Annotated in this window: 23 protein-coding genes and 4 tRNA genes; 10 read left to right on the top strand and 17 right to left on the bottom strand. The window is 60.5% G+C overall.

Annotation, left to right across the window (positions count from 1 at the left end):
* The first annotated feature begins 72 nt into the window (after positions 1-72).
* Complete coding sequence (locus ACILRC_RS06375) at positions 73-549, top strand: peroxiredoxin (protein ID WP_395668516.1); 477 nt, start codon at positions 73-75, stop codon at positions 547-549.
* 192 nt (positions 550-741) lie between these two features.
* The gene (locus ACILRC_RS06370; RefSeq protein WP_395668515.1) at positions 742-2400 is read left to right on the top strand and encodes a PhoH family protein; all 1659 of its coding nucleotides are present in this window, start codon (positions 742-744) and stop codon (positions 2398-2400) included.
* Between the two features lie 25 nt (positions 2401-2425).
* Here the strand turns inward: ACILRC_RS06370 and dnaB are convergent, their stop codons facing one another.
* The 7 genes from dnaB to uvrC form a co-directional block, all read right to left on the bottom strand.
* Complete coding sequence (gene dnaB, locus ACILRC_RS06365) at positions 2426-3829, bottom strand: replicative DNA helicase (RefSeq protein WP_395668514.1); 1404 nt, start codon at positions 3827-3829, stop codon at positions 2426-2428.
* A 208-nt stretch (positions 3830-4037) separates the two neighbouring features.
* Positions 4038-4113, bottom strand: a tRNA-His gene (locus ACILRC_RS06360).
* Positions 4114-4155: 42 nt separating this feature from the next.
* The gene (locus ACILRC_RS06355) at positions 4156-6078 is read right to left on the bottom strand and encodes a SurA N-terminal domain-containing protein (protein WP_395668513.1); all 1923 of its coding nucleotides are present in this window, start codon (positions 6076-6078) and stop codon (positions 4156-4158) included.
* 62 nt (positions 6079-6140) lie between these two features.
* Positions 6141-6216 (bottom strand) — tRNA-Val (locus ACILRC_RS06350).
* Positions 6217-6232: 16 nt separating this feature from the next.
* Complete coding sequence (locus ACILRC_RS06345) at positions 6233-6505, bottom strand: HU family DNA-binding protein (protein WP_395668512.1); 273 nt, start codon at positions 6503-6505, stop codon at positions 6233-6235.
* A 184-nt stretch (positions 6506-6689) separates the two neighbouring features.
* On the bottom strand, positions 6690-7265 hold the full coding sequence (gene pgsA / locus ACILRC_RS06340; RefSeq protein WP_395668511.1) for a CDP-diacylglycerol--glycerol-3-phosphate 3-phosphatidyltransferase: 576 nt from the start codon (positions 7263-7265) through the stop codon (positions 6690-6692).
* An 18-nt stretch (positions 7266-7283) separates the two neighbouring features.
* Positions 7284-9266, bottom strand: a complete 1983-nt coding sequence (uvrC, locus tag ACILRC_RS06335; RefSeq protein WP_395668510.1) for an excinuclease ABC subunit UvrC — start codon at positions 9264-9266, stop codon at positions 7284-7286.
* A 30-nt stretch (positions 9267-9296) separates the two neighbouring features.
* Here uvrC and earP point away from each other — a divergent pair, with 30 nt between their 5' ends.
* Both earP and efp read left to right on the top strand, forming a co-directional pair.
* Positions 9297-10409, top strand: a complete 1113-nt coding sequence (gene earP, locus ACILRC_RS06330) for an elongation factor P maturation arginine rhamnosyltransferase EarP (protein ID WP_395668509.1) — start codon at positions 9297-9299, stop codon at positions 10407-10409.
* Between the two features lie 120 nt (positions 10410-10529).
* Positions 10530-11084, top strand: coding sequence for an elongation factor P (gene efp, locus ACILRC_RS06325; RefSeq protein WP_395668508.1), 555 nt, complete (start codon positions 10530-10532; stop codon positions 11082-11084).
* 33 nt (positions 11085-11117) lie between these two features.
* On the opposite strand, the gene ACILRC_RS06320 is transcribed toward efp, so the two are convergent.
* Both ACILRC_RS06320 and kbl read right to left on the bottom strand, forming a co-directional pair.
* Positions 11118-12059: an NAD-dependent epimerase/dehydratase family protein gene (locus ACILRC_RS06320; RefSeq protein ID WP_395668507.1), complete on the bottom strand. Its 942-nt coding sequence runs from the start codon at positions 12057-12059 to the stop codon at positions 11118-11120.
* Complete coding sequence (gene kbl, locus ACILRC_RS06315) at positions 12056-13285, bottom strand: glycine C-acetyltransferase (protein WP_395668506.1); 1230 nt, start codon at positions 13283-13285, stop codon at positions 12056-12058. Before kbl ends, ACILRC_RS06320 begins: the two co-directional genes overlap by 4 nt.
* 117 nt (positions 13286-13402) lie before the next feature.
* On the opposite strand from kbl, the gene ACILRC_RS06310 reads away from it, so the two are divergent.
* Complete coding sequence (locus tag ACILRC_RS06310) at positions 13403-13993, top strand: helix-turn-helix domain-containing protein (RefSeq protein WP_395668505.1); 591 nt, start codon at positions 13403-13405, stop codon at positions 13991-13993.
* A gap of 34 nt (positions 13994-14027) precedes the next feature.
* The gene (locus ACILRC_RS06305) at positions 14028-14900 is read left to right on the top strand and encodes a TIGR00730 family Rossman fold protein (protein WP_395668504.1); all 873 of its coding nucleotides are present in this window, start codon (positions 14028-14030) and stop codon (positions 14898-14900) included.
* 57 nt (positions 14901-14957) lie between these two features.
* Here the strand turns inward: ACILRC_RS06305 and ACILRC_RS06300 are convergent, their stop codons facing one another.
* From ACILRC_RS06300 to ACILRC_RS06280, 5 genes are all read right to left on the bottom strand, one after another.
* Positions 14958-16163: an MFS transporter gene (locus ACILRC_RS06300; protein WP_395668503.1), complete on the bottom strand. Its 1206-nt coding sequence runs from the start codon at positions 16161-16163 to the stop codon at positions 14958-14960.
* A complete protein-coding gene (rmuC, locus tag ACILRC_RS06295; RefSeq protein WP_395668502.1) occupies positions 16160-17572 on the bottom strand; it encodes a DNA recombination protein RmuC in 1413 nt (470 codons plus the stop codon). The genes ACILRC_RS06300 and rmuC overlap by 4 nt, the downstream gene beginning before the upstream one ends.
* The gene (locus tag ACILRC_RS06290; protein ID WP_395668501.1) at positions 17569-18582 is read right to left on the bottom strand and encodes a 2-hydroxyacid dehydrogenase; all 1014 of its coding nucleotides are present in this window, start codon (positions 18580-18582) and stop codon (positions 17569-17571) included. Before ACILRC_RS06290 ends, rmuC begins: the two co-directional genes overlap by 4 nt.
* Positions 18583-18624: 42 nt before the next feature.
* Positions 18625-19833 (bottom strand): nicotinate phosphoribosyltransferase, encoded by a 1209-nt coding sequence (gene pncB / locus ACILRC_RS06285; protein ID WP_395668500.1) that lies wholly within the window; start codon positions 19831-19833, stop codon positions 18625-18627.
* Between the two features lie 64 nt (positions 19834-19897).
* Complete coding sequence (locus ACILRC_RS06280; protein ID WP_395668499.1) at positions 19898-20593, bottom strand: nitroreductase; 696 nt, start codon at positions 20591-20593, stop codon at positions 19898-19900.
* Positions 20594-20908: 315 nt separating this feature from the next.
* On the opposite strand from ACILRC_RS06280, the gene ACILRC_RS06275 reads away from it, so the two are divergent.
* Positions 20909-21457, top strand: coding sequence for a phasin family protein (locus ACILRC_RS06275; protein WP_395668498.1), 549 nt, complete (start codon positions 20909-20911; stop codon positions 21455-21457).
* Positions 21458-21728: 271 nt separating this feature from the next.
* On the opposite strand, the gene ACILRC_RS06270 is transcribed toward ACILRC_RS06275, so the two are convergent.
* Positions 21729-21805 (bottom strand) — tRNA-Arg (locus tag ACILRC_RS06270).
* 31 nt (positions 21806-21836) lie between these two features.
* Positions 21837-21913: transfer RNA gene (locus ACILRC_RS06265), tRNA-Pro, on the bottom strand.
* An 80-nt stretch (positions 21914-21993) separates the two neighbouring features.
* On the opposite strand from ACILRC_RS06265, the gene aat reads away from it, so the two are divergent.
* The 3 genes from aat (at position 21994) to ACILRC_RS06250 (ending at position 24292) form a co-directional block, all read left to right on the top strand.
* Positions 21994-22746 carry a leucyl/phenylalanyl-tRNA--protein transferase gene (gene aat, locus ACILRC_RS06260; protein WP_395668497.1) on the top strand — a complete coding sequence of 251 codons (753 nt, stop codon included), beginning with the start codon at positions 21994-21996 and terminating at the stop codon, positions 22744-22746.
* A gap of 1 nt (position 22747) precedes the next feature.
* Complete coding sequence (locus ACILRC_RS06255) at positions 22748-23494, top strand: arginyltransferase (protein WP_395668496.1); 747 nt, start codon at positions 22748-22750, stop codon at positions 23492-23494.
* A 78-nt stretch (positions 23495-23572) separates the two neighbouring features.
* Positions 23573-24292: an IclR family transcriptional regulator gene (locus ACILRC_RS06250; RefSeq protein ID WP_395668495.1), complete on the top strand. Its 720-nt coding sequence runs from the start codon at positions 23573-23575 to the stop codon at positions 24290-24292.
* 40 nt (positions 24293-24332) lie between these two features.
* Here ACILRC_RS06250 and ACILRC_RS06245 read toward each other — a convergent pair whose 3' ends face one another.
* Positions 24333-25436 (bottom strand): serine hydrolase, encoded by a 1104-nt coding sequence (locus ACILRC_RS06245; protein ID WP_395668527.1) that lies wholly within the window; start codon positions 25434-25436, stop codon positions 24333-24335.
* Positions 25437-25445 lie beyond the last annotated feature (9 nt).

Genomic DNA, 25445 nt, shown 5'->3' with positions numbered 1-25445 from the left:
TTGGGTGTCCGGCGTTTTCGCCCTGGCACCTGCGCCCTTTGACTGACACCTGCACGCGAGAATCAATACCCTATGGCGATCGTTGTCAACAAACCCCTACCCGAATTCGAAGCCAACGCAACCGGCGGCGTCAAGGTCAGCAACACCAGCCACGTGGGAAAGACCATGGTTTTGTACTTTTATCCAAAGGACAACACGCCTGGCTGCACTACCGAGGCGATGCAGTTTCGCGACAAGTACAAAGACTTTGTCAAAGCTGGTGCAACCGTGTTCGGGGTGTCGCGCGACAACATGAAGTCGCACGATGAATTCAAGGCCAAGTTGGAGCTTCCCTTTGAACTGATTGCGGATACCGAAGAAAAGATGTGCCACATGTTTGGTGTCGTCAAAAACAAAATCATGTACGGCAAGAAGGTTAAAGGGATCGAGCGCAGCACCTTTCTCATTGGCGCCGACGGATTGCTCAAAGAAGAGTGGCGTGGGCTAAAGGTGCCCGGCCATGTGGACGAGGTTTTGAAGTCCGTCAAGGCGCTGAAAAAGGCGGCCTGATCCAGTGGCGGGGGCCAAGCCGCCACCCGCCATATTGCTGCCACGCAGCTTGTGCATAATGGTGCACATGCTCTTGAATGCCGCAGCAGCCAACTCCAAAAATGCCGCCTTGAATCCAGGCGGCATTTTCTTTTCTACCACCCAGCGTACGTCTGACCTCCCCCAACCCACACTTAGCCAAAGCCACGCCCCATGCCACTGCCACCCGCTCCCAACAAACGTGCCGACCGCCTCCCTGCCAGCGCCTTTGGCACAACGGGCATCAGCCGGCCAGCACGCAAACAACAGGAACCCGCATTAACTCGCAATCCGGCAGTTGTGGTGGAGCTGAAAAAGACAAGCACCAAGGAAGTGAATAAGGCAAAGGAAGTATCCGACGCAACGGTATTGCCGCCCAGCGTTTCGCGTGGCTCAGCGCGCGGCATACCAACGACCGAACGCCAGGCCAAACGTATGCCCAGTGGCCCGGCCAAGTTGTTTGTACTCGACACCAATGTGCTATTGCATGATCCGATGTGCCTGTTCCGATTTGAAGAGCATGACATTTACCTGCCAATGATCGTCCTGGAGGAACTCGACGGCCACAAAAAAGGGATGACAGAGGTGGCCCGTAACGCGCGCCAGACGAGCCGCACCCTCGACCTGCTGGCGGCCACGCCCGGCGCCGACATCACTGCAGGATTTCTACTCAACAGCACCGGCCACCGCGACGCCGGAGGCAAGTTGCTGTTTCAAACCCAGCCCCTCGAATACTCCTTGCCCACCAGCCTACCCCAGGGTAAGGCCGACAACCAGATCTTGGGCGTGGTGGAGGCGCTGCGCAAAAAATATGCGCCACGTGAAGTGGTGCTGGTGTCCAAAGACATCAATATGCGCGTCAAGGCGCGCGCGCTCGGTCTGGCTACCGACGACTACCAAAACGACAAAACCTTGGAAGACGGCGATTTGCTGTACTCCGGCGCGCTGGCGCTGCCAGGCGACTTTTGGGCCACGCACGGACACAGCGTAGAGAGCTGGCAACAAGGCCAGCACACCTTCTACAAGGTGGATGGCCCCATCGTGCCGAGCATGATGATCAACCAGTTTGTATATTACGAGTCTCCGGGCGAACCGAGCCTGTATGCGCGGGTGATCGAGATCCGTGGCAGTACAGCAGTGATCAAAACCCTTAAAGACTTCAACCATCTCAAGAATGCGGTTTGGGGCGTGACCACCCGCAACCGGGAGCAGAACTTTGCTATGAACCTGCTCACTGACCCGGAAGTGGACTTCGTGACGCTAACTGGCACTGCAGGAACCGGCAAGACCTTGATGGCGCTGGCTGCAGGCCTCACCCAAGTGCTCGACGACCGCAGGTACACCGAGATCATCGTGACCCGTGCCACCGTGAGTGTGGGCGAAGACATTGGCTTCTTGCCCGGCACAGAGGAAGAAAAGATGGGGCCCTGGATGGGTGCTCTGGACGACAACCTTGAGGTGCTGGGCAAAACCGATACCAACGCAGGCGAGTGGGGGCGCGCGGCAACCAACGAGCTAATTCGCAGCCGCATCAAGATCAAGAGCATGAACTTCATGCGCGGGCGCACCTTCCTCAACAAGTACGTGATCATCGATGAGGCGCAAAACCTGACGCCCAAGCAAATGAAAACGCTGATCACTCGCGCAGGACCCGGCACCAAAATCATCTGCATGGGCAACCTGGCCCAGATTGACACGCCTTACCTCACCGAAGGTTCGTCGGGCTTGACCTTCGCGGTGGACAAATTCAAGGGCTGGCCCCACGGTGGGCATATCACGCTGGCCCGTGGCGAGCGCTCACGGTTGGCAGATTTCGCCAGCGAGGTGCTGTAACACCGAACGCCTAGCGCGGCGGCGCTCAGTAATCCCCTGCTCCGCCGCTGGCCAGGCTCTCGAACTTGGTGATGTTGCGCAAAAAGGCCAGCTTCACCGTGCCGGTGGGACCGTTGCGCTGCTTGGCAATGATGACCTCGGCCACGCCGGGCTCTTTGCAAGCGTCCTTGGTGTAGTACTCATCGCGGTAGATGAACATAATGATGTCGGCATCTTGTTCGATCGCGCCAGACTCCCGCAGGTCGCTCATCATCGGCCGCTTGTCCGGGCGCTGCTCCACACTGCGGTTGAGCTGGGAGAGTGCAATCACAGGACATTTGAGCTCGCGTGCCAACATCTTGAGGCCGCGCGAGATTTCGCCGAGTTCGGTAGCGCGGTTCTCGCCGTCAGAGCTGCTTGCGCTCATGAGCTGCAGGTAGTCCACGACAATCAAGCCGAGCTGCCCATACTGGCGTGACAGCCGCCGCGCGTTAGCCCGGACCTCGCTGGAGTTCAAGCCAGGGCTTTCATCGATGTGCAGAGAAATGCTGCGCAGCTTCTCAATCGCTTCGGTCAAACGCGGCCATTCTTCATCGGTCAACCGGCCTGTACGCAAGTGGCCCTGGTCGATGCGGCCTATGGAACCGACGATACGCACCGCCAACTGCGCTGCGCCCATTTCCATGGAAAAAACCGCCACTGGCAGGCCTTCGTTCAAGGCGACGTGCTCGGCGATGTTGATGGCCAGCGCGGTCTTACCCATAGAGGGGCGCGCGGCCAGCACAATCAAGTCACCCGCCTGCAGACCTGCGGTAAGCCGGTCAAGGTCGTAGAACCCAGTCCGCACGCCTGTGACATCGTTGGGGTTGTCGGCCATCTCCTGCACCCGGTCGAGGAGCTTGACAACCAGTGATTCCATCGCCTGGAAGCCTTCCTTGTTGCGTTTGCCCTGCTCGCCGATGTTGAATATTTTTTGCTCGGACTCGTCAACGATCTGGGAGACAGGACGGCCTTGCGGGTTGAACGCGTGGGTCGCGATCTCGTCGCTGACGCTTACCAGCTTGCGCAAGATCGAGCGGTCTCGAACGATCTCCGCGTAGCGCCGGATGTTGCTTGCGCTAGGTACGTATTGCGCGAGCGAGTTCAGGTACGCCAAACCACCCACATCCTGCGCATGGCCCTGGCTTTGCAAGTGTTCGAACACCGTGATCACGTCGGCCGGCTTGTTCGCATTGACCAGCATGCCAATGGCGCCGTAGACCAAGCGGTGCTCGTAGCGGTAAAAGTCACTGTCAACCAAGAGATCGGCCACGCGATCCCAGGCGGTGTTGTCGAGTAACAGGCCACCCAGGACACTGGACTCGCCCTCAATGGAATGGGGCGGGACGCGGAGCTGCGCGACTTGGTGGTCCCGGCTTAAGTCATCGGCTGTGGAAAAAACGGCTGCCATGTAGGTTCCTTGCAAGCTTGGATGCTACGCGGCGAACGTAGAACCGTCGAGTGAATGGCTGGGGATAACCTGGCCAAAAGTTGTGGACTGGCTGTGCAGCGGTGTGGATAAGCCGAGGTAACTGCCAAACGGTGCTGGTGCTCTCACACCGGCAAAGCGCACAAAAAAAGCCTGCTACCCAGAAGGTAGCAGGCTCGAATGCATTGATTGGGGTGGCTGATGGGGCTCGAACCCACGACAACAGGAATCACAATCCTGGACTCTACCAACTGAGCTACAGCCACCGTGGGGAGAATTATAACGCGCCGACTGGGGCGCAAAGTAGACTACTTCGGCGCTGTCAGTCCGTCAGCGGGACGAGACACCTTGAACTGCACTTTGAACTCGCTCTTGAGCATTTCCAAGTAAGCAGCGCCCTCAGCGCGCGCCAACCATTGGGCGTACTGTGCAAGCTCTTGCTGGGCAACTGCAGGCTCGGGTGGCGTGCGGTCCATGCGCTTGTTGACGCGCACTACGACGTAGCCATCGGCACCGAGGTCAACGCCAACCAAGGCGGGCAGCGTCGTCAGATCAGCGCGCAATACAGCGTCGGTAAGGGTCGGCGGAAGCGTGGGCGCCTGCTCGCGCGAGACGACTAGGGGAGGCAGGAACGGCGCGCCCTCCGATTTGGTCTTCCAAGCCAGCAATTTATCCGCGCCATCGGCCCGCGCCAAGGCCTGCGCCCGGTCGGCTAACAATCGCTCGCGCACCACGCTCTTCACCTCAGCAAAAGGAAGTGTCCTTTGCGGATGGTGCTTGGTGACCCGCGCCGACACCAGGGTGCTGGGCGCGGTCTCGATCGCCTCCGTGTTGCGTTGCTTTTCCAGGGTGTCGGTGGCAAACAGCGCGGCCAAGAGTTTGGGGTTGGCCAATGGTCCTTGCGCGCCGGCCGCAGGTTGACGTGCCACCTTGGTGGCCGTCTGCACCGCGAGCCTGAGCTTGTCGGCAACGCCTTTGAGCGTATCTGATTGCTCGTACACCCCGTTGGTGAATGCCTCTGCCGCCTCAGCGTACTTTCGCTGGGCCTGCTGTGCCTTGATGTCCGCCTCCATGGCGGCGCGCACCTCTTCAAAGGGCTTGCGCTGGGGTGCCTTGATGTCGGTGAGTTTGATGATGTGGAAACCGAAGTCGGACTCCACCACGTCGCTGAGTTCGCCCTTCTTCAACGCAAACGCGGCGTCCTCAAACGGTTTGACCATCGCACCACGGGCGAAAAAGTCCAGATCCCCGCCGGCTTTTGCAGACCCGGGGTCTTGTGAATTCTGACGGGCCAATTCGGCGAAGCTGTCGGGGCGCTTGCGCAATTGCTCAAGCAAGGCCACAGCCCGGTCTTTGGCATTCTGGCGCTCGGCAAGAGGTGCCTCTTTGGACGCGGTGATCAAAATGTGGCTGGCGCGGCGTTCTTCTTTGCCACTGAATCGCTCCACGTTTTGCACGTAGTAGGTTTTGAGGTCTTGCTCATTGAGGGTGATGGACTTTTTGACGCTGTCGAGATCCAGCACCAGGTACTCCACATCGGCCGACTCAGCTTCCTTGAACAGCGCCTGATTGGCTTGGTAGAACGTCTCCAGATCGGCATCGCTGAGCGTCACCTTGGCCGCATAGTCTTTGGGCAAGAACCTCACAATCTGCGCCTCGCGCCGCTCGAAAAACGGGTTCAAGGCCATGCCAGCCTGCGCTGCGGATGCGAACGCACTGGCGTTGATCGCAGCTTCCACCTGGCGCACCGACAAGTCGCTGCGTACCCGAGCCTCAAAGCCCACGGGTGTCAAACCTTGGTTAGCCAAGAGCTGGGTATAACGCTCCATGTCAAGCGAGCCATCGGGTTTGCGTAGTGACGCAATCGTCGGGTTGGCGCCGAGTTCCCGCGCGACTTGCGCATCGGTGGCATTGAGGTGGCGGTCTTGTGCAGCCAGCATCAGCACCTTGTCGCGCACCAAACGCTCCAGGGTGGCGAACCGCGCTTGGGGGGAGTCGAGCAAGCTGGAGTCCAGCGTGGGCATCGCGGCGCGCATGCGGTCGACCTCGTCCTTGTGCGCGTTGTCCCACTCGAGCTGCGAGATCGAGATGCTGCCCACCTTGGCTACGGTGGCCCCCGAAGAGTTGCCACCCTGAAACCCGTCGACGCCCACCAGAACGAAGGCGGGAATGATCAGCAAGAACATGACGAACATCATGATCTTCGTGTGCTTGCGGACGAAATCAAACATACGCTTCACTCTCAAAAAAAACAAAAAAGGCGAACAACCGTGTTCGCCTTGGTTTGGGTGGGTGGTGGGTGATGACGGGCTCGAACCGCCGACCTACGCCTTGTAAGGGCGCCGCTCTACCAACTGAGCTAATCACCCCACCGGAAACTCTTGCTCAGTTCAAGGCGTCTTTGAGCGCCTTGCCTGGACGGAACTTGGGAACCTTTGTAGCCGCGATTTTAATCGCGGCATTGGTGCGTGGATTACGCCCGACACGCGCCGCACGCTCGGTGACCTCGAATGTACCAAAACCAACCAAGGAAACCGATCCGCCATTCTTCAAGGTCATCTGCACCGCATCGGTCATGGATTCCAACGCCCGGGCGGCGGACGCTTTGGACATATCGGCCTGCTTGGCGATGTGTTCTACCAATTCATTTTTGTTCACGCATGCTCCCAACACACAAGCAAAAAAACTACGTCCGCACACCCTTTGGCGTGCTTCGGTGGGCCCCAATCGGCAGAGCGGACCCCGACCAAATCGCGTTGCTCTTGCCAAGCGGACGCGAATTCTAGTGGCATTTTCTGGCGCACACCGGAGCGCTGTCGCCGACTCGTCACACCAGTGAGCGCTACTTGGTCTTGGACCGAATCTCCGGCAGCGCCTTTTGCAGGTAGTACGCCATAGACGCGACAGTAAAGCCAGCAGACACCCAAATCAAGACCACGCCCCAGGCATGGGTGTCCACCACACCGAACAGCTGACCATCAAACAAAAGAAAAGGAATGGCCACCATCTGAGCGGTGGTCTTGAGTTTGCCGATGAAGTGCACTGAGACGCTTTTGGACGCGCCAATCTGGGCCATCCACTCACGCAAGGCCGAAATTGCGATCTCGCGCCCAATGATGATCAGCGCAACAAACACGTCGGCGCGCTGCAAGTGCACCAGCACCAACACGCACGCACAGACCAAAAACTTGTCGGCCACTGGGTCAAGGAATGCGCCAAAAGAGGAAGTCTGGTTGAGCTTGCGCGCCAGGTATCCGTCAAGCCAATCGGTGAACGCGAACACCACAAACATCAACGTGGCCACCAAGTTTTTTTCCGCTGGGTTGGCCACCGACTCCGGCAAATAAAACACGCCGACGATCAGCGGGATCGCGAAGATCCGCGTCCACGTCATGAGGGTCGGCAAGGTCAAAAACATGCGGGGATTGTGGCACGGCTAATGCAATGCCCGGTAGATTTCCAGAGCCAACTCGCGTGAGATGCCCTCGACGGTGGAGAGGTCCTCCGCGCTGGCCAGCGCCACGCCACGCACTCCACCGAAGCGCTGCAGCAAGCGCGCGCGACGCTTGGGACCAACACCGGGAATGTCCTCGAGTTGGCCCCCGCCCATACGCACCTTGGCGCGCTTGGCGCGCATGCCGGTGATGGCGAAGCGATGCGCTTCGTCGCGAATCTGGGCCACCAGCATCAAGGCGGCAGAGTCGGCACCCAGATAGACCTTGTCACGCCCATCGGCAAAAACAAGTTCTTCCAAGCCCACTTTGCGGCCCTCGCCCTTTTCGACACCGACAAGCAAAGACACATCCAGCGCGAGCTCCACAAACACCTCACGTGCCATGGACACCTGGCCCTTGCCACCGTCGATCAACACCAGATCGGGCAGCCGTGCTGTGCCTGTAGGGGTTTGGCCTGTGTGTTTGGCCTCGTTCAAGGCCTGCGCGACCTTGGCGTAGCGGCGCATCAGAACTTGGCGCATGGCGGCGTAGTCGTCTCCGCCAGTAATGCCCTCAATGTTGTAGCGGCGGTACTCTGCGTTTTGCATTTTGTGGCGCTGGAACACCACACAGGACGCCTGCGTTGCCTCGCCCGCCGTATGGGAAATGTCAAAGCATTCGATGCGCAGCTCGTCGAGGTTGTCCATCGCCAGGTCCAGCGCCTCGGCCAGCGCGCGGGTGCGGGCCTGCTGCGAGCCCTCCTCTGCCAGCAAGCGTGCAAGTTGCAGCTGCGCGTTGGTCTGCGCCATGTCCAGCCAAGCGCGACGTTGCCCACGCGGCTGGTGCACTGCCATCACCTTGGTGCCACTGCGCTCTGACAAAGCATGCACCAAATCTTTGTCGACCGGCTCGCTCACCACCAGGACCGATGGCAAAGGAATGTCCAAGTAATGCTGGGCCAAAAAGGCCTCCAGCACCTGCAACTCGATCGATTTGGGCGGCGCCTGCTGCGACTCTTGCAACACTTCGAACGCCGCCGCATCGTCCAACTGTGCGGGAAAGTAAGGCCGATCACCCAGGTGCCGCCCACCACGCACCATCGCGAGGTTGACGCAGGCTTTGCCGCCTTGCACCTTGACGGCCAAGATGTCCACATCCCGGTCCGAGACGTTGTCCACCGACTGCTGGTGCAGCACATTGGACAACGCAGCGACCTGGTTGCGCAACTCAGCGGCTTGCTCAAACTCGAGCTTGTCGGCATGCGCCAGCATGCGCGCCTCCAGCTCGTGCAGCACCTCTTGCGCGTCGCCGCGCAGAAAGCGTTCGGCATTGGCAACGTCTTGGGCATAGTCCGCCACCGAAATATGACCCACACAGGGCGCCGAGCAGCGCTTGATTTGGTAGAGCAAACACGGTCGTGTGCGGTTGCTAAACACCGGGTCCTCGCAGGTGCGCAGCCGAAACACCTTTTGCATCAGCAAAATCGCCTCTTTGACCGCCCATGCGCTGGGATAGGGTCCGAAGTAGCGGTGCCTTTTTTCCACTCCACCACGGTAGTAGGACACGCGAGCGTAGGCGCCGGGTCCGGCGTGGGTCTGGGCCGGCCCTGCGTTGGCTGCATCGACGCGCCCACCCTTGGCGTGAGGGGCTTGCCCCGACATCTTCAAGTACGGGTAGCTCTTGTCATCCCGAAACAAAATGTTGTACTTGGGGTTGAGCGTCTTGATGAGGTTGTTTTCTAGCAGCAACGCTTCTGCCTCAGAGCGCACCACAGTGGTCTCGATGCGGGCGATTTTTCCCACCATGTGGCCGATGCGGGTGCCACCGTGGTTCTTCTGGAAGTAGCTTGACACCCGCTTTTTGAGGTGGATTGCCTTGCCCACATACAGCACGGTGCCCTCGGCATCGAAGTAGCGGTACACGCCCGGCAAGGCGGGCAGCGCGGCAACCTCGCGCAACAGCTCTTCAGAATGCTCCTGGCTCATGGCCGGTATTGTCCATGGACAATGCGGCGCATGCTGTGGGACATCTTTTGCCGCGTCATCGACAACTATGGCGACATCGGCGTCACTTGGAGACTGAGCGCCCAGCTGGCGCGCCGGGGCGAGTTAGTTCGGCTTTGGGTGGACGACGCCAGCGCGTTGGATTGGATGGCACCCGGCGCTTTGCAAGGCCGCTGGCACGGCATCACCGTGCTGCCTTGGGAGTTGGCGCGGTCGCACCCGGTCGAGGCGGCCCAGCCTGCTGCGGACGTTTGGGTGGAGATGTTTGGCTGCGAGGTCCCCACCGAATTCATCCGAACCAGGACCCACACCGAGCCTTTGGGCATGACCAAGCCGCCAGTGTGGATCAACCTGGAATACCTTAGCGCTGAAGCCTATGTGGAGCGTTCGCATCTGCTCGCGTCTCCGGTGATGCAAGGGCCAGCCAAGGGTTGGACCAAGACCTTCTTCTACCCCGGCTTTGGCGACCGAACCGGTGGGGTGCTTCGCGGCCTGGACGTGCCTGCCAAACTGCCCACACCCAGCGCAACCCAAGAGCGATTGGCCGCGCTCGGCGTGGCATGGCGGGACGAGCGCCTAGTCTCGCTGTTTTGTTATGAACCACCGGCATTGGCGCAACTGTTTCATCAACTGGAGCATGGCGAACGCCCGACCTTGCTGCTGGTGACGGCTGGACGCGCCGCGGCGGCGGTACGCGCCTTGTGGGGGACCATGCACGAGCACAAGAAGCTGCGATTGCACTACCTGCCCAGTCTGACGCAGAACGACTACGACGCGCTTCTGATGCACGCCGATCTGAACTTCGTACGCGGCGAGGATTCGCTGGTGCGCGCCGTGTGGGCCGGCAAGCCCTTTGTTTGGAACATTTACCCGCAGCACGACGGAGCGCACCTGGCCAAGCTCGAAGCGTTCTTGGACCTGTTGAACCCGCCCCACTCGGTGCGACTTTTTCACCAAGCGTGGAATCAACGCCACATGGATGCGCCGTCCCACGCGCCACCCTGCCCGCTTCCATTGGGCGATCTTGGACTCTGGACCGAGAGCGTGCTGGACCTGCGCAGCAGGCTGATGGAACAGGACGAACTGGCTAGCCAACTGCTCGGTTGGGTGCACAAAAACCGCTAAAATCTGGGGCTTTGCCGAGTTGGCCTGGTTTCGTTTTTTGGCCTCTCGCGCCCCGCCGCAAACTGCGGCATAACCACGCCAGTAGCCCCGACTAGTGGTGACAACTGCTCCAAGTTACCTATGAAAATCGCTCAAGAAATCCGCGCCGGCAACGTCATCATGCACGGCAAAGACCCCATGGTCGTCCTCAAAACCGAATACAGCCGCGGTGGCCGCAACTCCGCCACGGTGCGCATGAAACTCAAGAGCCTGATCGCAAACTTCGGCACCGAAGTGGTTTTCAAGGCCGACGACAAGATGGACCAAGTCATCTTGGACAAAAAGGAATGCACCTATTCCTACTTCGCCGACCCGATGTACGTGTGCATGGACCAGGAATACAACCAGTACGAAGTCGAAGCCGAAAACATGGGCGACTCGCTGAACTACCTAGAAGACGGCATGGCGGTCGAAGTGGTGTTCTATGACGGCAAGGCCATCTCGGTGGAACTGCCTACCAGCGTGGTGCGCGAAATCACCTGGACTGAGCCTGCAGTCAAGGGCGACACCTCGGGCAAGGTGCTCAAGCCAGCAAAGATTGCCACCGGCTTTGAGATCGGTGTGCCGATATTTGTCGCGCAAGGCGACAAGGTCGAGATCGACACCCGCACCGGCGAATACCGCAAGCGCGTGTAAGCATTGCCAGCCCACCAGGCTGCGCCAAAACGCTCACAAGGTCCGTCTGAGGTTGTCCAGCATGTCGGCCACGATGTCATCTAGTCCGTACTGGGCACGCCAGCCCCAATCGCTGTATGCGACTTGGTCGTCGATCGAGCGTGGCCAACTGTCTGCAATGGCCTGACGATAGTCAATTTGGTAGTCGATCTGAAAGAGCGGTAGCTGGCGGCGTATCGCTGCAGCAATCTCGTGTGGTGTGAAGCTGGCACCCGCCAAGTTGTAGGAGCCTCGCTCGCGCACGCAGTTCCCGGGCGCCTCCATCAACTCCAAAGTGGCGCGAATGGCGTCGGGCATGTACATCATCGGCAGGCGTGTGTCGGGTGCCAGGAAGCAGGTGTAGCGCCCGGTGGTCAGCGCCGCATGGAAGATGTCAACCGCATAGTCGGTGGTGCCGCCGCCAGGCAGGGTTTTCCAACTGACCAAGCCGGGGTAGCGCAGGCTGCGCACATCGACGCCGTGCGTGCGGTGGTACCAAGCGCACCACCCTTCCCCAGCCAGCTTGGAGATGCCGTAGATGGTGCTGGGGTCCATCACGGTTTTTTGCGGCGTGTGGTCGCGCGGCGTGGAAGGACCAAAGGCGGCGATCGAGCTGGGCCAAAACACCCTCTGCAATCCATGGGTGCGCGCCAGCTCCAGCACATTCAGCAGGCCTTTCATGTTCAAGTCCCAAGCCCACTTGGGATGCTGTTCGCCGCGCGCAGACAAGGCCGCAGCCAACAGGTAAATCTGGGTAATGCCGTGGCGCTCGACAATCTCGGTGAGCGCAGTGGCCTCGGTGGCGTCGAGCACTTCGTGGCGCAAGCCCAGCACCCGGCCCTCCGGCGCAAGATCGCTGGTCACCACCGCGTCGCTGCCATGGCGGGCAACCAATGCATGTGTCAGCTCGGTGCCAATTTGGCCGTTGGCACCCACAATCAAGATGCGCGTTGTCATCGGGCCACCTGCTCAGGGATGAGGCTGAGTTCGCGCCCGGCCTGAGCAAACGCGGCTACGGCCTGCTCTAGGTCCTGGCGGGAATGCTGCGCGCCCATTTGCACCCGGATGCGCGCCTGCCCTTTGGGCACCACGGGAAAGAAAAAGCCCACTACGTAGATACCCAGCTCCAGCATGCGCGCAGCCAGCTTCTGGGCCAGCACCGCGTCGTACACCATGATGGGAACAATCGGGTGCGTACCCGGCTTGATGTCAAAACCCAGACCCGCCATCGCGCTGCGAAAGAAACGCGTGTTCTCATCCAACCTGTCGCGCAAGGCGGTGGAGGCCTCCAACATATCGAGCACCGCCAAGGAACCACCCACGATGCTGGGCGCCAAGGTGTTGGAAAACAAGTAAGGGCGCGAGCGCTGCCGCAGCAGCTCCACCACCGGGCGGCGCGCACTGGTAAAGCCGCCGGATGCGCCACCCAGCGCCTTGCCCAAGGTGCCGGTGATGATGTCCACCTTGCCAAACACACCCCGGTATTCGTGCGTGCCCCGCCCCCTTGCGCCCATGAAGCCACTGGCATGGCATTCGTCGATGCCCAGCAAAGCGCCGTAGCGATCACACAAGTCGCGCATGGCATCGAGCTGGGCCACCGTGCCGTCCATGGAGAACACGCCGTCGGTGAAGACCAACACATGGCGCGCGCCGCCCGCACGGGCTTCCTGCAGGCAGCGTTCCAAATCGGCCATGTCGTTGTGGGCATAGCGGTACTTTTGCGCCTTGCACAGCCGAATGCCGTCGATGATGGACGCGTGGTTGAGCGCGTCGCTGATGACCGCGTCTTGCGCATCGAGCAGCGGCTCGAACAAGCCGCCATTGGCATCGAATGCCGCGGCATAAAGGATGGTGTCTTCGGTACCGAGGAAACGCGAGAGGCGTTGCTCTAAGGTTTTGTGCAGGTCTTGGGTGCCGCAGATGAAGCGAACTGAACCCATTCCATAGCCATGCGTTTGCAGCGCCTGCTGCGCAGCGGCTACGACCTGCGGGTGGTTGGCCAGACCCAGGTAGTTGTTCGCACACAGGTTGATCACCTCGCGATGCGTGCCACCCGCGCCGACGATACCGATGTGCGCGCCCTGCGCGGTGCAAATGGTGCGCTCAGCCTTGAAAAGACCGGCTTGGCGGGTCGCCTCCAGCTCGGACTCTAGGTGGGCATAAAAAGCGTCAGTAGTGCTCATGGTGTGGTCTTCATGCGAAAGAATTGCGTTTGCAACGGAGGTGGCAGCTTATCTGGCAGAATTTGATTGCTTCGTCAAATTCAGTATATCGAAATTTATTCCAATATAACGAACAACATGCCCCCTCGCAAAAAACCATCCCCTGCCTTAGAGCCGCCCCGCGTGGGTGACACCCTTGCGGCCCTGCGCCAGACACGCGCTCTGTCGCTGGACGAGCTGTCGCGCATGGCCGGTGTTTCCAAGTCCATGCTCTCGCAGATCGAGCGCGCACAAGCCAACCCCACAGTCGCTGTGGTGTGGCGTCTGGCCAACGCACTCGGGGTGTCGATGGCGGACCTACTGGGAACGGCCGAGGCACCGAGCGCACCCGCCATCGCGGTGGTGGCCTCCCACGCCACACCCTCGCTGCACAGCCCGGATGGCTTGTGCGAACTCCGTATCTTGGGTCCGATCGACTTGGCGGGCCAGTTCGAGTGGTACGAGCTCAAAGTGCAGGCCGGTGGTGCGCTGGAATCCGGCGCGCACGAGCCGGGTACGGTTGAACACTTGAGCGTGATGGCGGGCAGCATGGAGGTGCGTTCGGGCGAGGCGCAGCAGCGTGTCAAAGTCGGCGAGACAGTGCGCTACCAAGCCGACCGCTCCCACGCCATTCGCAACCCAGGCAAAACCACTGCCACGGCGTGGCTCGTCGTAGTGCACCCAGCCTGAGCACGCACCGCCCCCGACAAGCACAATTACGCCCATGGAAAACACCCAAAACCTCTCAGAGGCCCGGCTGGCTAACGCCTGGGCCGAGTTGCATGCCCACGCAGACCGTGGTCACGCGCTCGAGTCCGACGCCTACCGGCTCGCATTCGCCGACCCCGAGTTTTTGCTGCGCAGAGAAACTCGCGGCATACGCATCCAGTTGGAGATGCTCAAGCCCGACCTAGACCAGGCCGAGCAAGGCGTAGAGCACACGGTGGTGGTGTTTGGCAGTGCCCGCTTTCTTTCGCCCGAATTGGCCCAAGAAGCGTTGGAACGCGCCCAAGCGTCGAACGATGCACAGAAACTTGCGGTGGCGCAGCGCCATGTGCGCAATGCAGTGCATTACGAGAACGCACGGCTGTTTGCGCGCCTGGTGGCGGGCTACAGCGCACGCAGACCACTCAAGGACCGGCTGTTCATTTGCACTGGCGGTGGCCCAGGCATCATGGAAGCGGCCAACCGCGGTGCGTTCGAGCTGGGTGCACCGACGCCGGGCCTGAACATCACATTGCCCCACGAGCAACGGGCCAACCCCTATGTCACGCCGTCACTGAGCTTCAAGTTCCACTACTTCGCGATCCGCAAAATGCACTTCATGATGCGGGCCAAGGCGTTGGTGGCGTTTCCTGGGGGGTTCGGAACACTCGATGAGCTGTTTGAGGTCATCACCCTGGTGCAAACCCAAAAAGCTAAGCCAGTACCCATCATTTTGTTTGGCACCAACTACTGGAAACGCCTGATCAACTTTGAGGTATTGGTCGAAGAAGGCGCTGTATCGCCGCAAGACCTAGACTTGTTGCACTACACCGACAGCCCGGAAGAAGCCTGGCGCTTCATCCAGAACTTTTACCAACTGCCCGAAGACTGACGCGGCCACGCGGTGCATGCCGCGTGGCATGCGAGCGCCAATGCGCAGGGCCCCAGCTCAAGGCCTGATCTTCCAGGCCAAATGCGCGCCCAGACCGACTGCGGCACCCACCGTCCAGAAGACCATCGTCACGCCGACCACTGTGCCTGCCGCCGTGCCAAAGAGCACAGGCATCACGACGCTGGAGAGGTTAATGCTCATCAACCGCAGTCCCAAGGCCTGCCCGTGCTGCGCATGCGGCGTGATCTGGTGCAAGGTACTCATCACCATGGGCTGCACCGAACCCAGCGCCAAACCCAGCACCACAGAGCACAGCCCCATGGCCCAGGCCGAAGGCATCAGCGGGTACACCAAAAACACGGCAGCAGTGACCGCCATGGCCACCGACAACACCACCCACTCACGCAAGTGGGCCGCAACCAACGGCATCAGCAGGCGCACGCAGGCGGCGGCAATGGCGAAGCTACCCAGCACGGTGCCAATCACCGAGGCGCTGTACGCCCGCTCGTGGCCCAGCACCGGAACCACAAAGGTGTGCACATCCCAACATGAAGCTAGCAACCAGTTGACCACCAGCAGGCGCCGCATCTGCCGCTGCTTGAGCAAATCGAGCACCTGACGCAAGGCAGTGCCTGGCTGCACGGGCGCGGGCGGCAATTCCTGCGCGTGGCGGATCCAAAACCAGGTCATCAAGGGAAACACGGCCAGCAAAGCAAACGCCGCGCGGAAGCCGTTGGTATCTCCGGCTGCGCCTCCCATCCAGACGCCCGCGTAGTCGATCACCAGCCCGGCCAGCACCGGTCCGATGAAGTTCGACACTGCCGGACCAATGGCCAGCCAGCTGAAGACCCGCTTGAGTTCAAGCGCATCCCGCGCCGCGCGTCCGACCTGGCGCTGCAGTGCAATCGAGGCCGCGCCAGTGGCACTGCCCATCAGCAAGGCACTGACACACAAAACCTCAAAGCGCGGCCACAGCGCCGCCAGTACCGCACCCAGCACCGCGGCGGCCACTGCCCAGCCAACCGGGCGCTTGAGTCCGTGGCGGTCGGCGAACCGGCCTGCGGGTATGGCCAGGAACACTTGGGTCAAAGAAAACAAAGCGAGCAACATGCCCACCGAAAGCGCACTGCGCCCTTGGCTGAGCGCCAACAGGGGCGCTGCCATGCGCATGCCGGTCATGGCGGCATGCACGCACACCTGCCCCAGCACCAACCGCACCAGCGGCCACGCGCCGGGTCCCTCGTCGGGGTGGGCCTCTGTCATGCGCCCGCGCTGCCCTCGCTGTCGAGGTCTCTGTCCACTGCAATCAGCTGCTGCGCGGGGCCATCGGGCAGCGCCTCCACATTTTTCAAAGCGCGGCCCATGGCACGGCTGCGCACTTCGGCGTTGTCCAAGGTTTTGAGCACCGACTCGGTTTGCGACTTCACCTTGGCCAGCACATCGCCAAACTTGCCAAACTCGGTTTTCACCGCCCCCAACACCTGCCACACCTCGCTGCTGCGCTTCTCCAGCGCGAGGGTGCGAAAGCCCATTTGCAAGGAACTCAGCATGGCCAGCAAGGTGGTCGGGCCCGCCAGGGTAACGCGGTGGTCGCGCTGCAAATGCTCCATCAAGCCAGGGCGGCGCAACACCTCGGCGTACAAGCCCTCGGTGGGCAAAAACAGAATGGCGAAGTCGGTGGTGTGCGGCGGCTCCACATATTTTTCGGCGATGGACTTCGCCTCCAGCCGGATGCGCATTTCCAGCGCCTTGGCCGCCGCCTCCGAGGCCGGGCCGTCCGCCCTGCCCTGCGCATCGAGCAGGCGCTCGTAGTCCTCATTGGGGAACTTGGCATCGATCGGCAACCAAAGCGGTGCACCACTGTCCGAGCGGCCCGGCAGCTTGATCGCAAAGTCCACCACGTTTTTGCTGCCCGGGCGGGTGGCGACCTGTGCTGCGTACTGATCGGGTACGAACACCTGCTCCAGTAAAGCCGCTAGCTGCGCCTCGCCGAACATGCCGCGGGTCTTGACGTTGGTCAGCAGGTGCTTGAGGTCACCCACGCCCTGCGCCAGTGTTTGCATTTCGCCCAGGCCTTTGTGCACCTGCTCGAGCCGCTCGGCCACCTGCTTGAAGCTCTCCCCCAGGCGTGCTTGCAAGGTGGACTGCAGCTTTTCGTCCACGGTGGCACGCATTTCGTCGAGCTTGGCGGCATTGGTGCTTTGCAGCTGGGTGAGCTGCGCTTCCAGGGTTTGGCGGATCTCCGCCATGCGCCGGGCGTTGGACTCCGACACCTGGCTGAGTTGCACGCTCAAGGTGTCGGACACCGACTTTTGCAGCAGGGCGAGCTGCTGGCCAAAAGCGTCGATCTGCGCGTTCTGCGTGCGGGTGGCCTCGGCGCTTTGTTGGACCAGCGTTTGCTGGAAGGTGGCGAGGTACTGCGTCAATTCCTGGCGCACGTTGCGTGAGGAATCGCCTATGTCTTGGCGCATCACCCGCTCGGTGTGCTCGGCACTGAGCTTGATCTGGCCCAGCAAAGCCTGCTGGGCCGCGCGCTGGGCTTCCTTCTCTGCCTCCTGGTCTTGCGCTTGCTGGGTGTAGCTGCTGCTACGCATGCGCAGCAGCAGCGCCAGCACCACGCAGGTATTGACCACGACCAGGGTCCATAGAGCCCAGACAAGCAGGTCGTTCATGCCCGCGCCACGGGCTGGTTCAAAGGCGTGCGGGCGCGCCCGTGCACCAAGTAGTCGACGAGGTTGTTCACCGCAAGGCTGGCCATCGCGCGGCGGGTTCCGTCTGTCGCGCTGGCAATGTGGGGGGTGAGCACCACGTTGGCAACCGACAACAAATCGGGGTGGACCGCAGGTTCGCCCTCAAACACGTCCAGCCCTGCTGCTGCGATCTGGCGAGTGCGCAAGGCCTGCGCCAGCGCCGCGTCGTCCACGATGCCGCCGCGCGCGATGTTGATCAGGGTGGCCGTGGGCTTCATGCGTGCCAACTCGGGCGCTGCGATGGTGTGGTGCGCTTGAGGCGAATAGGGCAGCACCAACATCACGTGGTCGGCGCCGCGCAGTAGCGTGTCCTTGTCCACGTACCGGGCCTGGCATTGCGCCTCGGTGGCGACGTCCAGGCGTGAGCGGTTGTGGTACAGGACCTGCATGCCAAACCCGAAGGCTGCGCGCTTGGCGATGGCCTGGCCAATGCGCCCCATACCGATGATCCCCAGCGTGCTGCCATGGACCTCGGCACCCGCGAACATGTCGTAGCGCCAGCGGTTCCACTGGCCTGCGCGCAAGAAATGCTCGCTCTCAGTCACCCGGCGGGCCGTGGCCAAGAGCAAGGCAAAACCAAAATCGGCGGTGGTTTCGGTCAGCACATCAGGCGCGTTGGTGCCCAGCACGCCTGCGGCTGTCATGGCGGGCAGGTCGAAGTTGTTGTAGCCCACGGTCATGTTGGCGCAAATCCGGAGTTCCGGACATTGCGCGAGCAAATCTGCATGGACTTTCTCGGTGCCGGTCATGAACGCGCCCGCCTTGCCCTGCAAGCGCTGGACCAGCTCCTGCGGCGACCACAGGACATCGTCCTGGTTCGCGTCCACCTCAAAATGCACACGCAGCTGCGAGAGCACTTCAGGAAAAATGGCGCGGGTCACCAGCACGGATGGGCGTGCTGGCAGAGCGGTCGTTGACGTGGGATGGATCATGGTGAATGTGTTTCGTTGGCGTCAGCCGGCGCAGCGCGCTGCTCAACTGGGTTGGGCAATATCAAAAACTTGGCGCAGGTAGGCCAGGTACTTTTCATCCTCGCACATGTTCTTGGACGGCGTGTCCGATAGTTTGGCCACAGGCTGGCCGTTGCAACGCACCATCTTGATCACAATTTGCAGCGGCTCATAGCCGAGGTCGTTGGTCAGGTTGGTGCCAATGCCGAATGCCAAGCGGCAACGGTCTTTGAATCGCTGGTACAACTCCACAGTGCGCGGGACGGTCAGCCCGTCGCTGAAGATCAAGGTCTTCGTCAGCGGGTCGACCCGATTGTGCAGATAGTGTTCCAGCATGCGTTCGCCCCACTCGAAGGGGTCACCACTGTCGTGGCGGGCGCCATCGAACAACTTGCAAAAATACATGTCAAAGTCGCGCAAGAACGCGCTCATGCCGTAGACGTCGCTCAGCGCAATGCCCAAGTCGCCACGGTACTCACGTGCCCAGGATTCAAAAGCGAAAGTCTGGCTGTCGCGCAGCCTGGGGCCCAACGCTTGGCTGGCCTGCAAGTACTCGTGCGCCATCGTCCCCAGCGGCGTCAAGCCCAACTTCATTGCAAGCCACACGTTGCTGGTGCCAGCCAACTGACCCGGCGCGGACTGGACGGCACCGGGGCTGTGCGAGGTACCCAAACGCGCCGAAAGCACGCGAACCACCTCTTCGTGCCAAGCCCGAGAGAAGCGCCGGCGGGTGCCGTAGTCCGCGATCTTGAGTTCGCCTAATCCGTCTGTGCGCAGCTGGCCAATCTTGGTATCCAGGCGTTTGCGTCCTTCCACGAAATCAGGCACCGACTGGGTATTGCGAAAGTGCACCTCGTTAACAATGGCCAACACCGGGATCTCAAACAGAATCGTGTGCAACCAAGGGCCTTCGATGGTGATGTCGATCTCGCCACTGGGCAACGGTGTGATGCGGATGTACTTTTCGTTGAGCTTGAACAGCCCCAGGAAATCCACAAAGTCACTTTTGATGAACCGCAGGGAGCGCAGATAGGCGAGCTCGCTTTCCTGAAAGTGGAGGTTGCAAAGCGAGCGCACTTCCTCGCGAATCTCCTCTACATGGGCGGCGAGGTTGGCGCCACCGTTACGGCACTTGAATCGGTACTCCACCTGCGCACCCGGAAACTGGTGCAGCACCACCTGCATCATGGTGAACTTGTACAGGTCGGTGTCCAGCAGGCTGGTAATGATCATGTTGTTGTAGCGTGGGCGTTCAGTCCGAAAGACAGTGTACCGACCGGCTGACCCAGTCGGTCTCTTAGTCCAGCCAGGTGGTGAAGTCTTTCACTGGCACGCGCGGGGTGCGGAATGTGTTAACCAAGGCGTCCGTATCTGCATAGCCCAGCGACATCCCACAGACCAGCATTTCATGGGGCTGCGCGCCAATGTGCGGCAAGATGATTTTGGAAAAGCCATTCCAAGCCGCCTGCGGGCAGGTGTGCAAGCCATGGCCACGGGCAGCCACCATGATGCTCTGCAGAAACGCACCGTAGTCCACTAGCGAGCCCCGCCCCATCACCCGGTCCACGGTGAACATGAGACCCACCGGCGCGTCGAAGAAGCGGAAGTTGCGTTGCTGCTGGGCGTGCATCTTGTCCTTGTCGGTTTTGCCGATACCCAACAAGCCATACAAGCCCCAGCCGTTCTCGCGCCGCCGATCAATGTAGGGGCTCACCCATTTTTGAGGGTAGTAGTCGTACTCTTCCACATACTGGGCCGCGATGGCAGGGTCGTCGCGCATGGCGTCGTGCGCAGCACACACCTGCTCCACCAAGCGGTCCCGGCTGGCGCCGGTGAGCACATAAACGCGCCAAGGCTGGCAATTCGTGCCCGAGGGTGCGCGGCTAGCCACCGACAAAATTTGCTCCAAAACGGCCCGCTCTACGGGCTGCGCTTTGAAAGCGCGCGTAGACATGCGGGATTCAATGGCAGTGTCAACCGGCGAAGCGTGCATACAAATGTCTCCAATGTCATGTTGTGTCGGGTGGCACGCAGCACGGCGGCACCGTAAGCGCCCGATTCTGCCAGCCCGCCCGGGAGCCCCACCATGCGCGTGGTGGGTTGGCACCCGATACCAACAAGCCAGAGGCCCCAAACCATCGGTTCTAGAAATGCCGCTCTAATTTGATGCAGCGCAACAAAAAAGTCTTGCTCCACCTGCCAGCACGCCTATAATTCCGCCCATGCTGCACCGCAACATGAGCCCAGTAACAGGCTCTAGGTCGTGTGGCAACAAGTGAACCCACACAGTAACCATCGGAGTACCGCCATGACCACACTGACCGTAGAGCAAATCGTCGCATCCCACAAAGCTAACCTGGAAACCCTGTTTGGGCTGACCAGCAAGGCGTTCGAGGGTGTTGAGAAGATCGTCGAACTCAACCTCACCGCATCCAAAGCCGCATTGGCTGAGGCCTCTGGCCACGCCCAATCTGTGCTCAGCGCCAAAGACGTGCAAGAACTCATGGCCCTGCAGTCTGGCCTGTTCCAGCCCCTGGCCGAGAAGACCGCCGCCTACAGCCGCCACCTGTACGAAATCGCCTCCGGCACGGGCGCCGAGTTCAGCAAGACCTTTGAAGGTCAGGCTGCACAAGCGCAAAAGCAATTCGTGGGCATGATCGACAGTGCTGCCAAAAACGCACCTGCCGGCTCCGAATCGATGGTCGCCATCATGAAGAGTTCGGTCGCCGCGGCCAACAACGCATTGGAGTCGGTGCAAAAGGCTGTCAAGCAAGCCACCGAAGTGGCCGAATCCAACTTCAGCGCCGTAGCAGCGCACGCCACGACTGCGGCCAAGCCGGCTGCAAAAAAGCGCTGAATCGCGACTGAGTGCACGGATCACACAAAATCACTGGGGCTGGATAGATCTGAGGGATAACCCTGAGATAATCACCGCAACGCGAACCACCAGTTCCGCACCCTTGTCTCCTCGGGTCCTTTCGAAACCTTCAGGTTCAGGGATCCCTTCAAGGCCTCGTCGCAAGACGGGGCCTTTTTTTGGTCGCGCGTATGCCTAGCCCAATCGGCAGATAGAACTAGCGCACGGTATGTTCACAAGGAAGTCACGGGACAGTGCGGGCATGCGGAGGTGGCCTGCCCGGAGGGGATCGAACCCCCGACCCACAGCTTAGAAGGCTGTTGCTCTATCCAACTGAGCTACGGGCAGAGATCGCGAGAAGAAGATACATGGAGACATATGGTCGGGGCGAAAGGATTCGAACCTTCGACCCTCTGGTCCCAAACCAGATGCGCTACCAGGCTGCGCTACACCCCGACCATGGCATTCTAACCTGCCAGCGCACGCCTACCCCACGCGCGATGCGCGATGCCATGCTTAGGCACAATCACGACACGATGCGCAGCAGTCCCCCATTGCACTGGTTAGCCGAAGGCGAAGATTTCCCGCCGATCGAAGCCGCATGGCCGCAAGGTTCGGGCGCTCCGGGCCTGCTCGCTGCCGGGGGCGACCTGACGGTTAAGCGCTTGGTACGCGCGTACTCACGCGGCATTTTTCCCTGGTTCAACCACGGCGATCCCATTTTGTGGTGGAGCACGGACCCCCGCATGGTGCTGGCACCGCAGAACTTTCGATTACACCGCTCGTTGCGAAAAACCCTGCGTAAGTTCTCATCGTCAGCGCAGTGCGCTATCCGGGTCGACTCCGCGTTCCAAGAGGTCATTAGCGCGTGCGCACAACCTAGAGAGGGCCGCTCGGGTACGTGGATTGTTGCGCCTATGGTGAACGCCTATACGGCACTCCACCATGCGGGCTATGCGCACAGCGTAGAGACATGGATCGACGGCCGCTTGGTGGGCGGCCTGTACTTCGTCGCAATAGGACGGGCTGTTTTTGGCGAGTCCATGTTTTCCCGCCAGACCGACGCATCCAAAATTGCTTTGGCTGCTTTGGTGTGTATGTCCCACAGTCATGGCATTGAGTGGATCGACTGCCAGCAAGACACCCCGCACCTCGCAACCATGGGCGCACGCACCCTACCACGACCGGTTTTTTTGCAGCATGTGTGCCGCGCAGCGGAACTGGCGCCCTGTGCCTGGCAGTTTTCGCCATCGTTATGGGCCCACGTGTTACAGCAGGAGGCAATTTGAAGTGACGGGCCTCAGAGACCTTCCGCTCCAATCGTTACAGTTCTACGCCACAGCACCGTACGAGTGCAGTTACTTGCCCGACCGCGCTGCAAGGTCCCTGGTAGCAACACCGAGCCACTTGATCAACAGTGCGGCCTACTCCGGCTTGGTGGCCCAAGGGTTCAGACGCAGCGGCATGTTCACCTACCGCCCTTACTGTGATGGTTGTCAGGCTTGCACACCTCTGCGTATCGTGGCGGAAAAGTTTCTGCCCAACCGCAGCCAACGCCGCGCACGCGCACTACATGGCGGACTACAAGCCCACGTGAAGGAACTAGGATTTGATGCTGAGCACTATGCGCTGTACCTGCGCTACCAGAACAGCCGACACGCGGGAGGTGGCATGCACGAGGACAGCGTGGACCAGTACACGCAGTTCCTGCTGCAAAGTCGGGTGAACTCGCGCTTGGTGGAGTTTCGAGAACCGACCGACGACGGCACATTGGGGACTTTGAAAATGGTGTCGATTCTGGACGTCCTCGACGACGGCTTGTCTGCGGTGTACACCTTCTTTGAACCCCAAGCCGCTTCGAGCTTTGGAACCTACGGCGTCCTTTGGCAAATCGAGCAGGCCCGCGTGCTGGGACTGGCGCATGTTTACCTAGGCTACTGGATCCAGGAGAGCCCCAAAATGCGCTACAAAATGCACTTTTCCGCAGCCCAACTGCTACGAGACGGCCATTGGCAGGACGTGCCCCGCACCGGGTAAGATGAAAGTCGTAACACCATGAAGAACAAGAACGACCTCGATCCAACCAGCACCCCGGTGGTGCAGGTCATTGAGCGAATGTTCACGCTGATTGACGTACTCGCCTCTCGCGAAGAGGCGATTTCGCTGAAGGAAATCAGCGAAAAGTCGGGCCTGCACCCTTCGACTGCGCACCGCATCCTCAATGACTTGGCAACGGGCCGCTTTGTGGACCGTTCTCAGCCCGGCAGCTACCGCCTGGGCATGCGGCTCTTGGAACTTGGCAATCTGGTCAAAGGTCGGCTCAACGTACGCGATGCCGCCCTCGGCCCAATGCGCGAACTGCACCAACACATACAGCAACCCGTGAACCTGAGCATGCGCCAGGGCGACGAAATCATCTACGTGGAGCGGGCGTATAGCGAGCGCTCCGGCATGCAGGTCGTGCGGGCCATCGGCGGCCGTGCGCCTTTGCACCTTACTTCGGTCGGGAAGCTTTTTTTGGCGGCAGACGATCCCCTCCGCACGCGCGCTTATGCTGCGCGAACCGGCTTGCAGGGGAATACCAAGAACAGCATCACTTCGCTGGAAGTGCTGGAACGCGAACTCTCGCGGGTGCGCCAGTACGGACAAGCTAACGACAACGAAGAACTCGAAATTGGTGTGCGCTGCATTGCAGCTGGCATCTACGATGACCAGGACAAACTCGTCGCGGGCCTATCTATTTCTGCACCATCGAGCCGTTTGGATGATGCTTGGATGTCAAAGCTCAAGCAGACTGCCAAGGAAATCTCGGTAACCTTGGGACACAAACCGTAAGGCAAACCCGCCGTCACAATCGGCAAACCACAATCCGGCCCTAGTTGCTGGTTTGAAGCCCACCAGCTGAATGGCTTGCCAATGGGGTGGCCAACGTGGGTGCGGCGGCGCCGCTCTCCAACCACCGCCGTACGCGTTCAGCATCACCAATACGGCTGAGCTTCCCGGCGGAGTCCAGAAAGACAAAGATCAACTTACGACCCGCTACCCGCGCCTGCATCACGAGGCACTGGCCCGCTTCGGAGATATAGCCTGTCTTTTGCAGTCCAATGTCCCAAGATGGGCTCTTCACCAGCCGGTTGGTGTTGTTGTACTGGAGTGTGCGCCGCCCCACCTCGACCTGGTGACCGGTGGATGTAGACAGCGCTCTGAGCGTCGGGTCGCCGTGCGCGACACTAACCAAAGTAGCCAGGTCCCTCGCGCTAGACTGGTTCTTACTCGATAGGCCAGTGGGTTCCACATAGCGCGTGTCATGCATACCCAGCAGCTTGGCGCGTGCGTTCATCGAACTCACAAAGCTGCTCAGGCCTCCGGGATACGTCCGCCCGAGTGCATGGGCTGCACGGTTTTCACTGGCCATCAGTGCCAAGTGCAAAAGTTCGCCACGGGGCAAGACGGTACCGACTGCCAAACGTGAAGAACTGCCCTTTTCAGTGTCGACATCCTCTTGCGTAATCTCGATCTTCTCGTCCATCGGCAAATGCGCCTCGCTAACGAGCAGACCGGTCATCAGCTTGGTCAAGGAGGCAATGGGCAACACGGCTTGGTCGTTCTTGCTCAGCAGGACCTCATTGGTCTCTTGGTCCACAACAAACGCAACACTGGACTTGAGATTGAGTTGGTCGCTGCTCGCTCGCAAGCCCGCCAACTGGCCGTACGAGGGCTTGGCGGGTTTGCTGGCAGCGCGCACCGGCGACTTCTTCTTGCGCGACCCGGTGCTGGCTTGAACGCGCGATTTCGCTTGGGTCTTCTTGCTAACCACCCGCTCCTTTTTTGCAGCGGCAGACTTTTTGGCAACGGCTGCTTTGGGCGCAGGCTGCTTCGCGCTTGCTGTTGACTTTTGCCCGTCTCGACTGGCCGCGACAGAAAGCGCAGGCGCCAAGCCGATCCAGGCCAGCACAACAAAAAGAAACGCTCTATGCATATTCACCGC

The sequence above is a fragment of the Rhodoferax sp. genome (genome assembly GCF_044236835.1).
GTDB lineage: Bacteria > Pseudomonadota > Gammaproteobacteria > Burkholderiales > Burkholderiaceae_C > Allorhodoferax.
Note: the sequence above shows the minus strand (reverse complement) of the source record. Positions and strands in the feature narration are given on the sequence as shown.

Coding starts and splice junctions, on each gene's coding strand:
- aat (WP_395668497.1), top strand. CDS start 21,994: ATGCGCAGCAGTCCCCCATTGCACTGGTTAGCCGAAGGCGAAGATTTC.
- earP (WP_395668509.1), top strand. CDS start 9,297: ATGCTGTGGGACATCTTTTGCCGCGTCATCGACAACTATGGCGACATC.
- efp (WP_395668508.1), top strand. CDS start 10,530: ATGAAAATCGCTCAAGAAATCCGCGCCGGCAACGTCATCATGCACGGC.
- ACILRC_RS06300 (WP_395668503.1), bottom strand. CDS start 16,163: ATGACAGAGGCCCACCCCGACGAGGGACCCGGCGCGTGGCCGCTGGTG.
- kbl (WP_395668506.1), bottom strand. CDS start 13,285: ATGAGCACTACTGACGCTTTTTATGCCCACCTAGAGTCCGAGCTGGAG.
- rmuC (WP_395668502.1), bottom strand. CDS start 17,572: ATGAACGACCTGCTTGTCTGGGCTCTATGGACCCTGGTCGTGGTCAAT.
- pgsA (WP_395668511.1), bottom strand. CDS start 7,265: ATGTTTTTGACCTTGCCGACCCTCATGACGTGGACGCGGATCTTCGCG.
- pncB (WP_395668500.1), bottom strand. CDS start 19,833: ATGATCATTACCAGCCTGCTGGACACCGACCTGTACAAGTTCACCATG.
- ACILRC_RS06275 (WP_395668498.1), top strand. CDS start 20,909: ATGACCACACTGACCGTAGAGCAAATCGTCGCATCCCACAAAGCTAAC.
- ACILRC_RS06290 (WP_395668501.1), bottom strand. CDS start 18,582: ATGATCCATCCCACGTCAACGACCGCTCTGCCAGCACGCCCATCCGTG.
- ACILRC_RS06355 (WP_395668513.1), bottom strand. CDS start 6,078: ATGTTTGATTTCGTCCGCAAGCACACGAAGATCATGATGTTCGTCATG.
- ACILRC_RS06375 (WP_395668516.1), top strand. CDS start 73: ATGGCGATCGTTGTCAACAAACCCCTACCCGAATTCGAAGCCAACGCA.
- ACILRC_RS06310 (WP_395668505.1), top strand. CDS start 13,403: ATGCCCCCTCGCAAAAAACCATCCCCTGCCTTAGAGCCGCCCCGCGTG.
- uvrC (WP_395668510.1), bottom strand. CDS start 9,266: ATGAGCCAGGAGCATTCTGAAGAGCTGTTGCGCGAGGTTGCCGCGCTG.
- ACILRC_RS06370 (WP_395668515.1), top strand. CDS start 742: ATGCCACTGCCACCCGCTCCCAACAAACGTGCCGACCGCCTCCCTGCC.
- ACILRC_RS06305 (WP_395668504.1), top strand. CDS start 14,028: ATGGAAAACACCCAAAACCTCTCAGAGGCCCGGCTGGCTAACGCCTGG.
- ACILRC_RS06250 (WP_395668495.1), top strand. CDS start 23,573: ATGTTCACGCTGATTGACGTACTCGCCTCTCGCGAAGAGGCGATTTCG.
- dnaB (WP_395668514.1), bottom strand. CDS start 3,829: ATGGCAGCCGTTTTTTCCACAGCCGATGACTTAAGCCGGGACCACCAA.
- ACILRC_RS06245 (WP_395668527.1), bottom strand. CDS start 25,436: ATGCATAGAGCGTTTCTTTTTGTTGTGCTGGCCTGGATCGGCTTGGCG.
- ACILRC_RS06320 (WP_395668507.1), bottom strand. CDS start 12,059: ATGACAACGCGCATCTTGATTGTGGGTGCCAACGGCCAAATTGGCACC.
- ACILRC_RS06280 (WP_395668499.1), bottom strand. CDS start 20,593: ATGCACGCTTCGCCGGTTGACACTGCCATTGAATCCCGCATGTCTACG.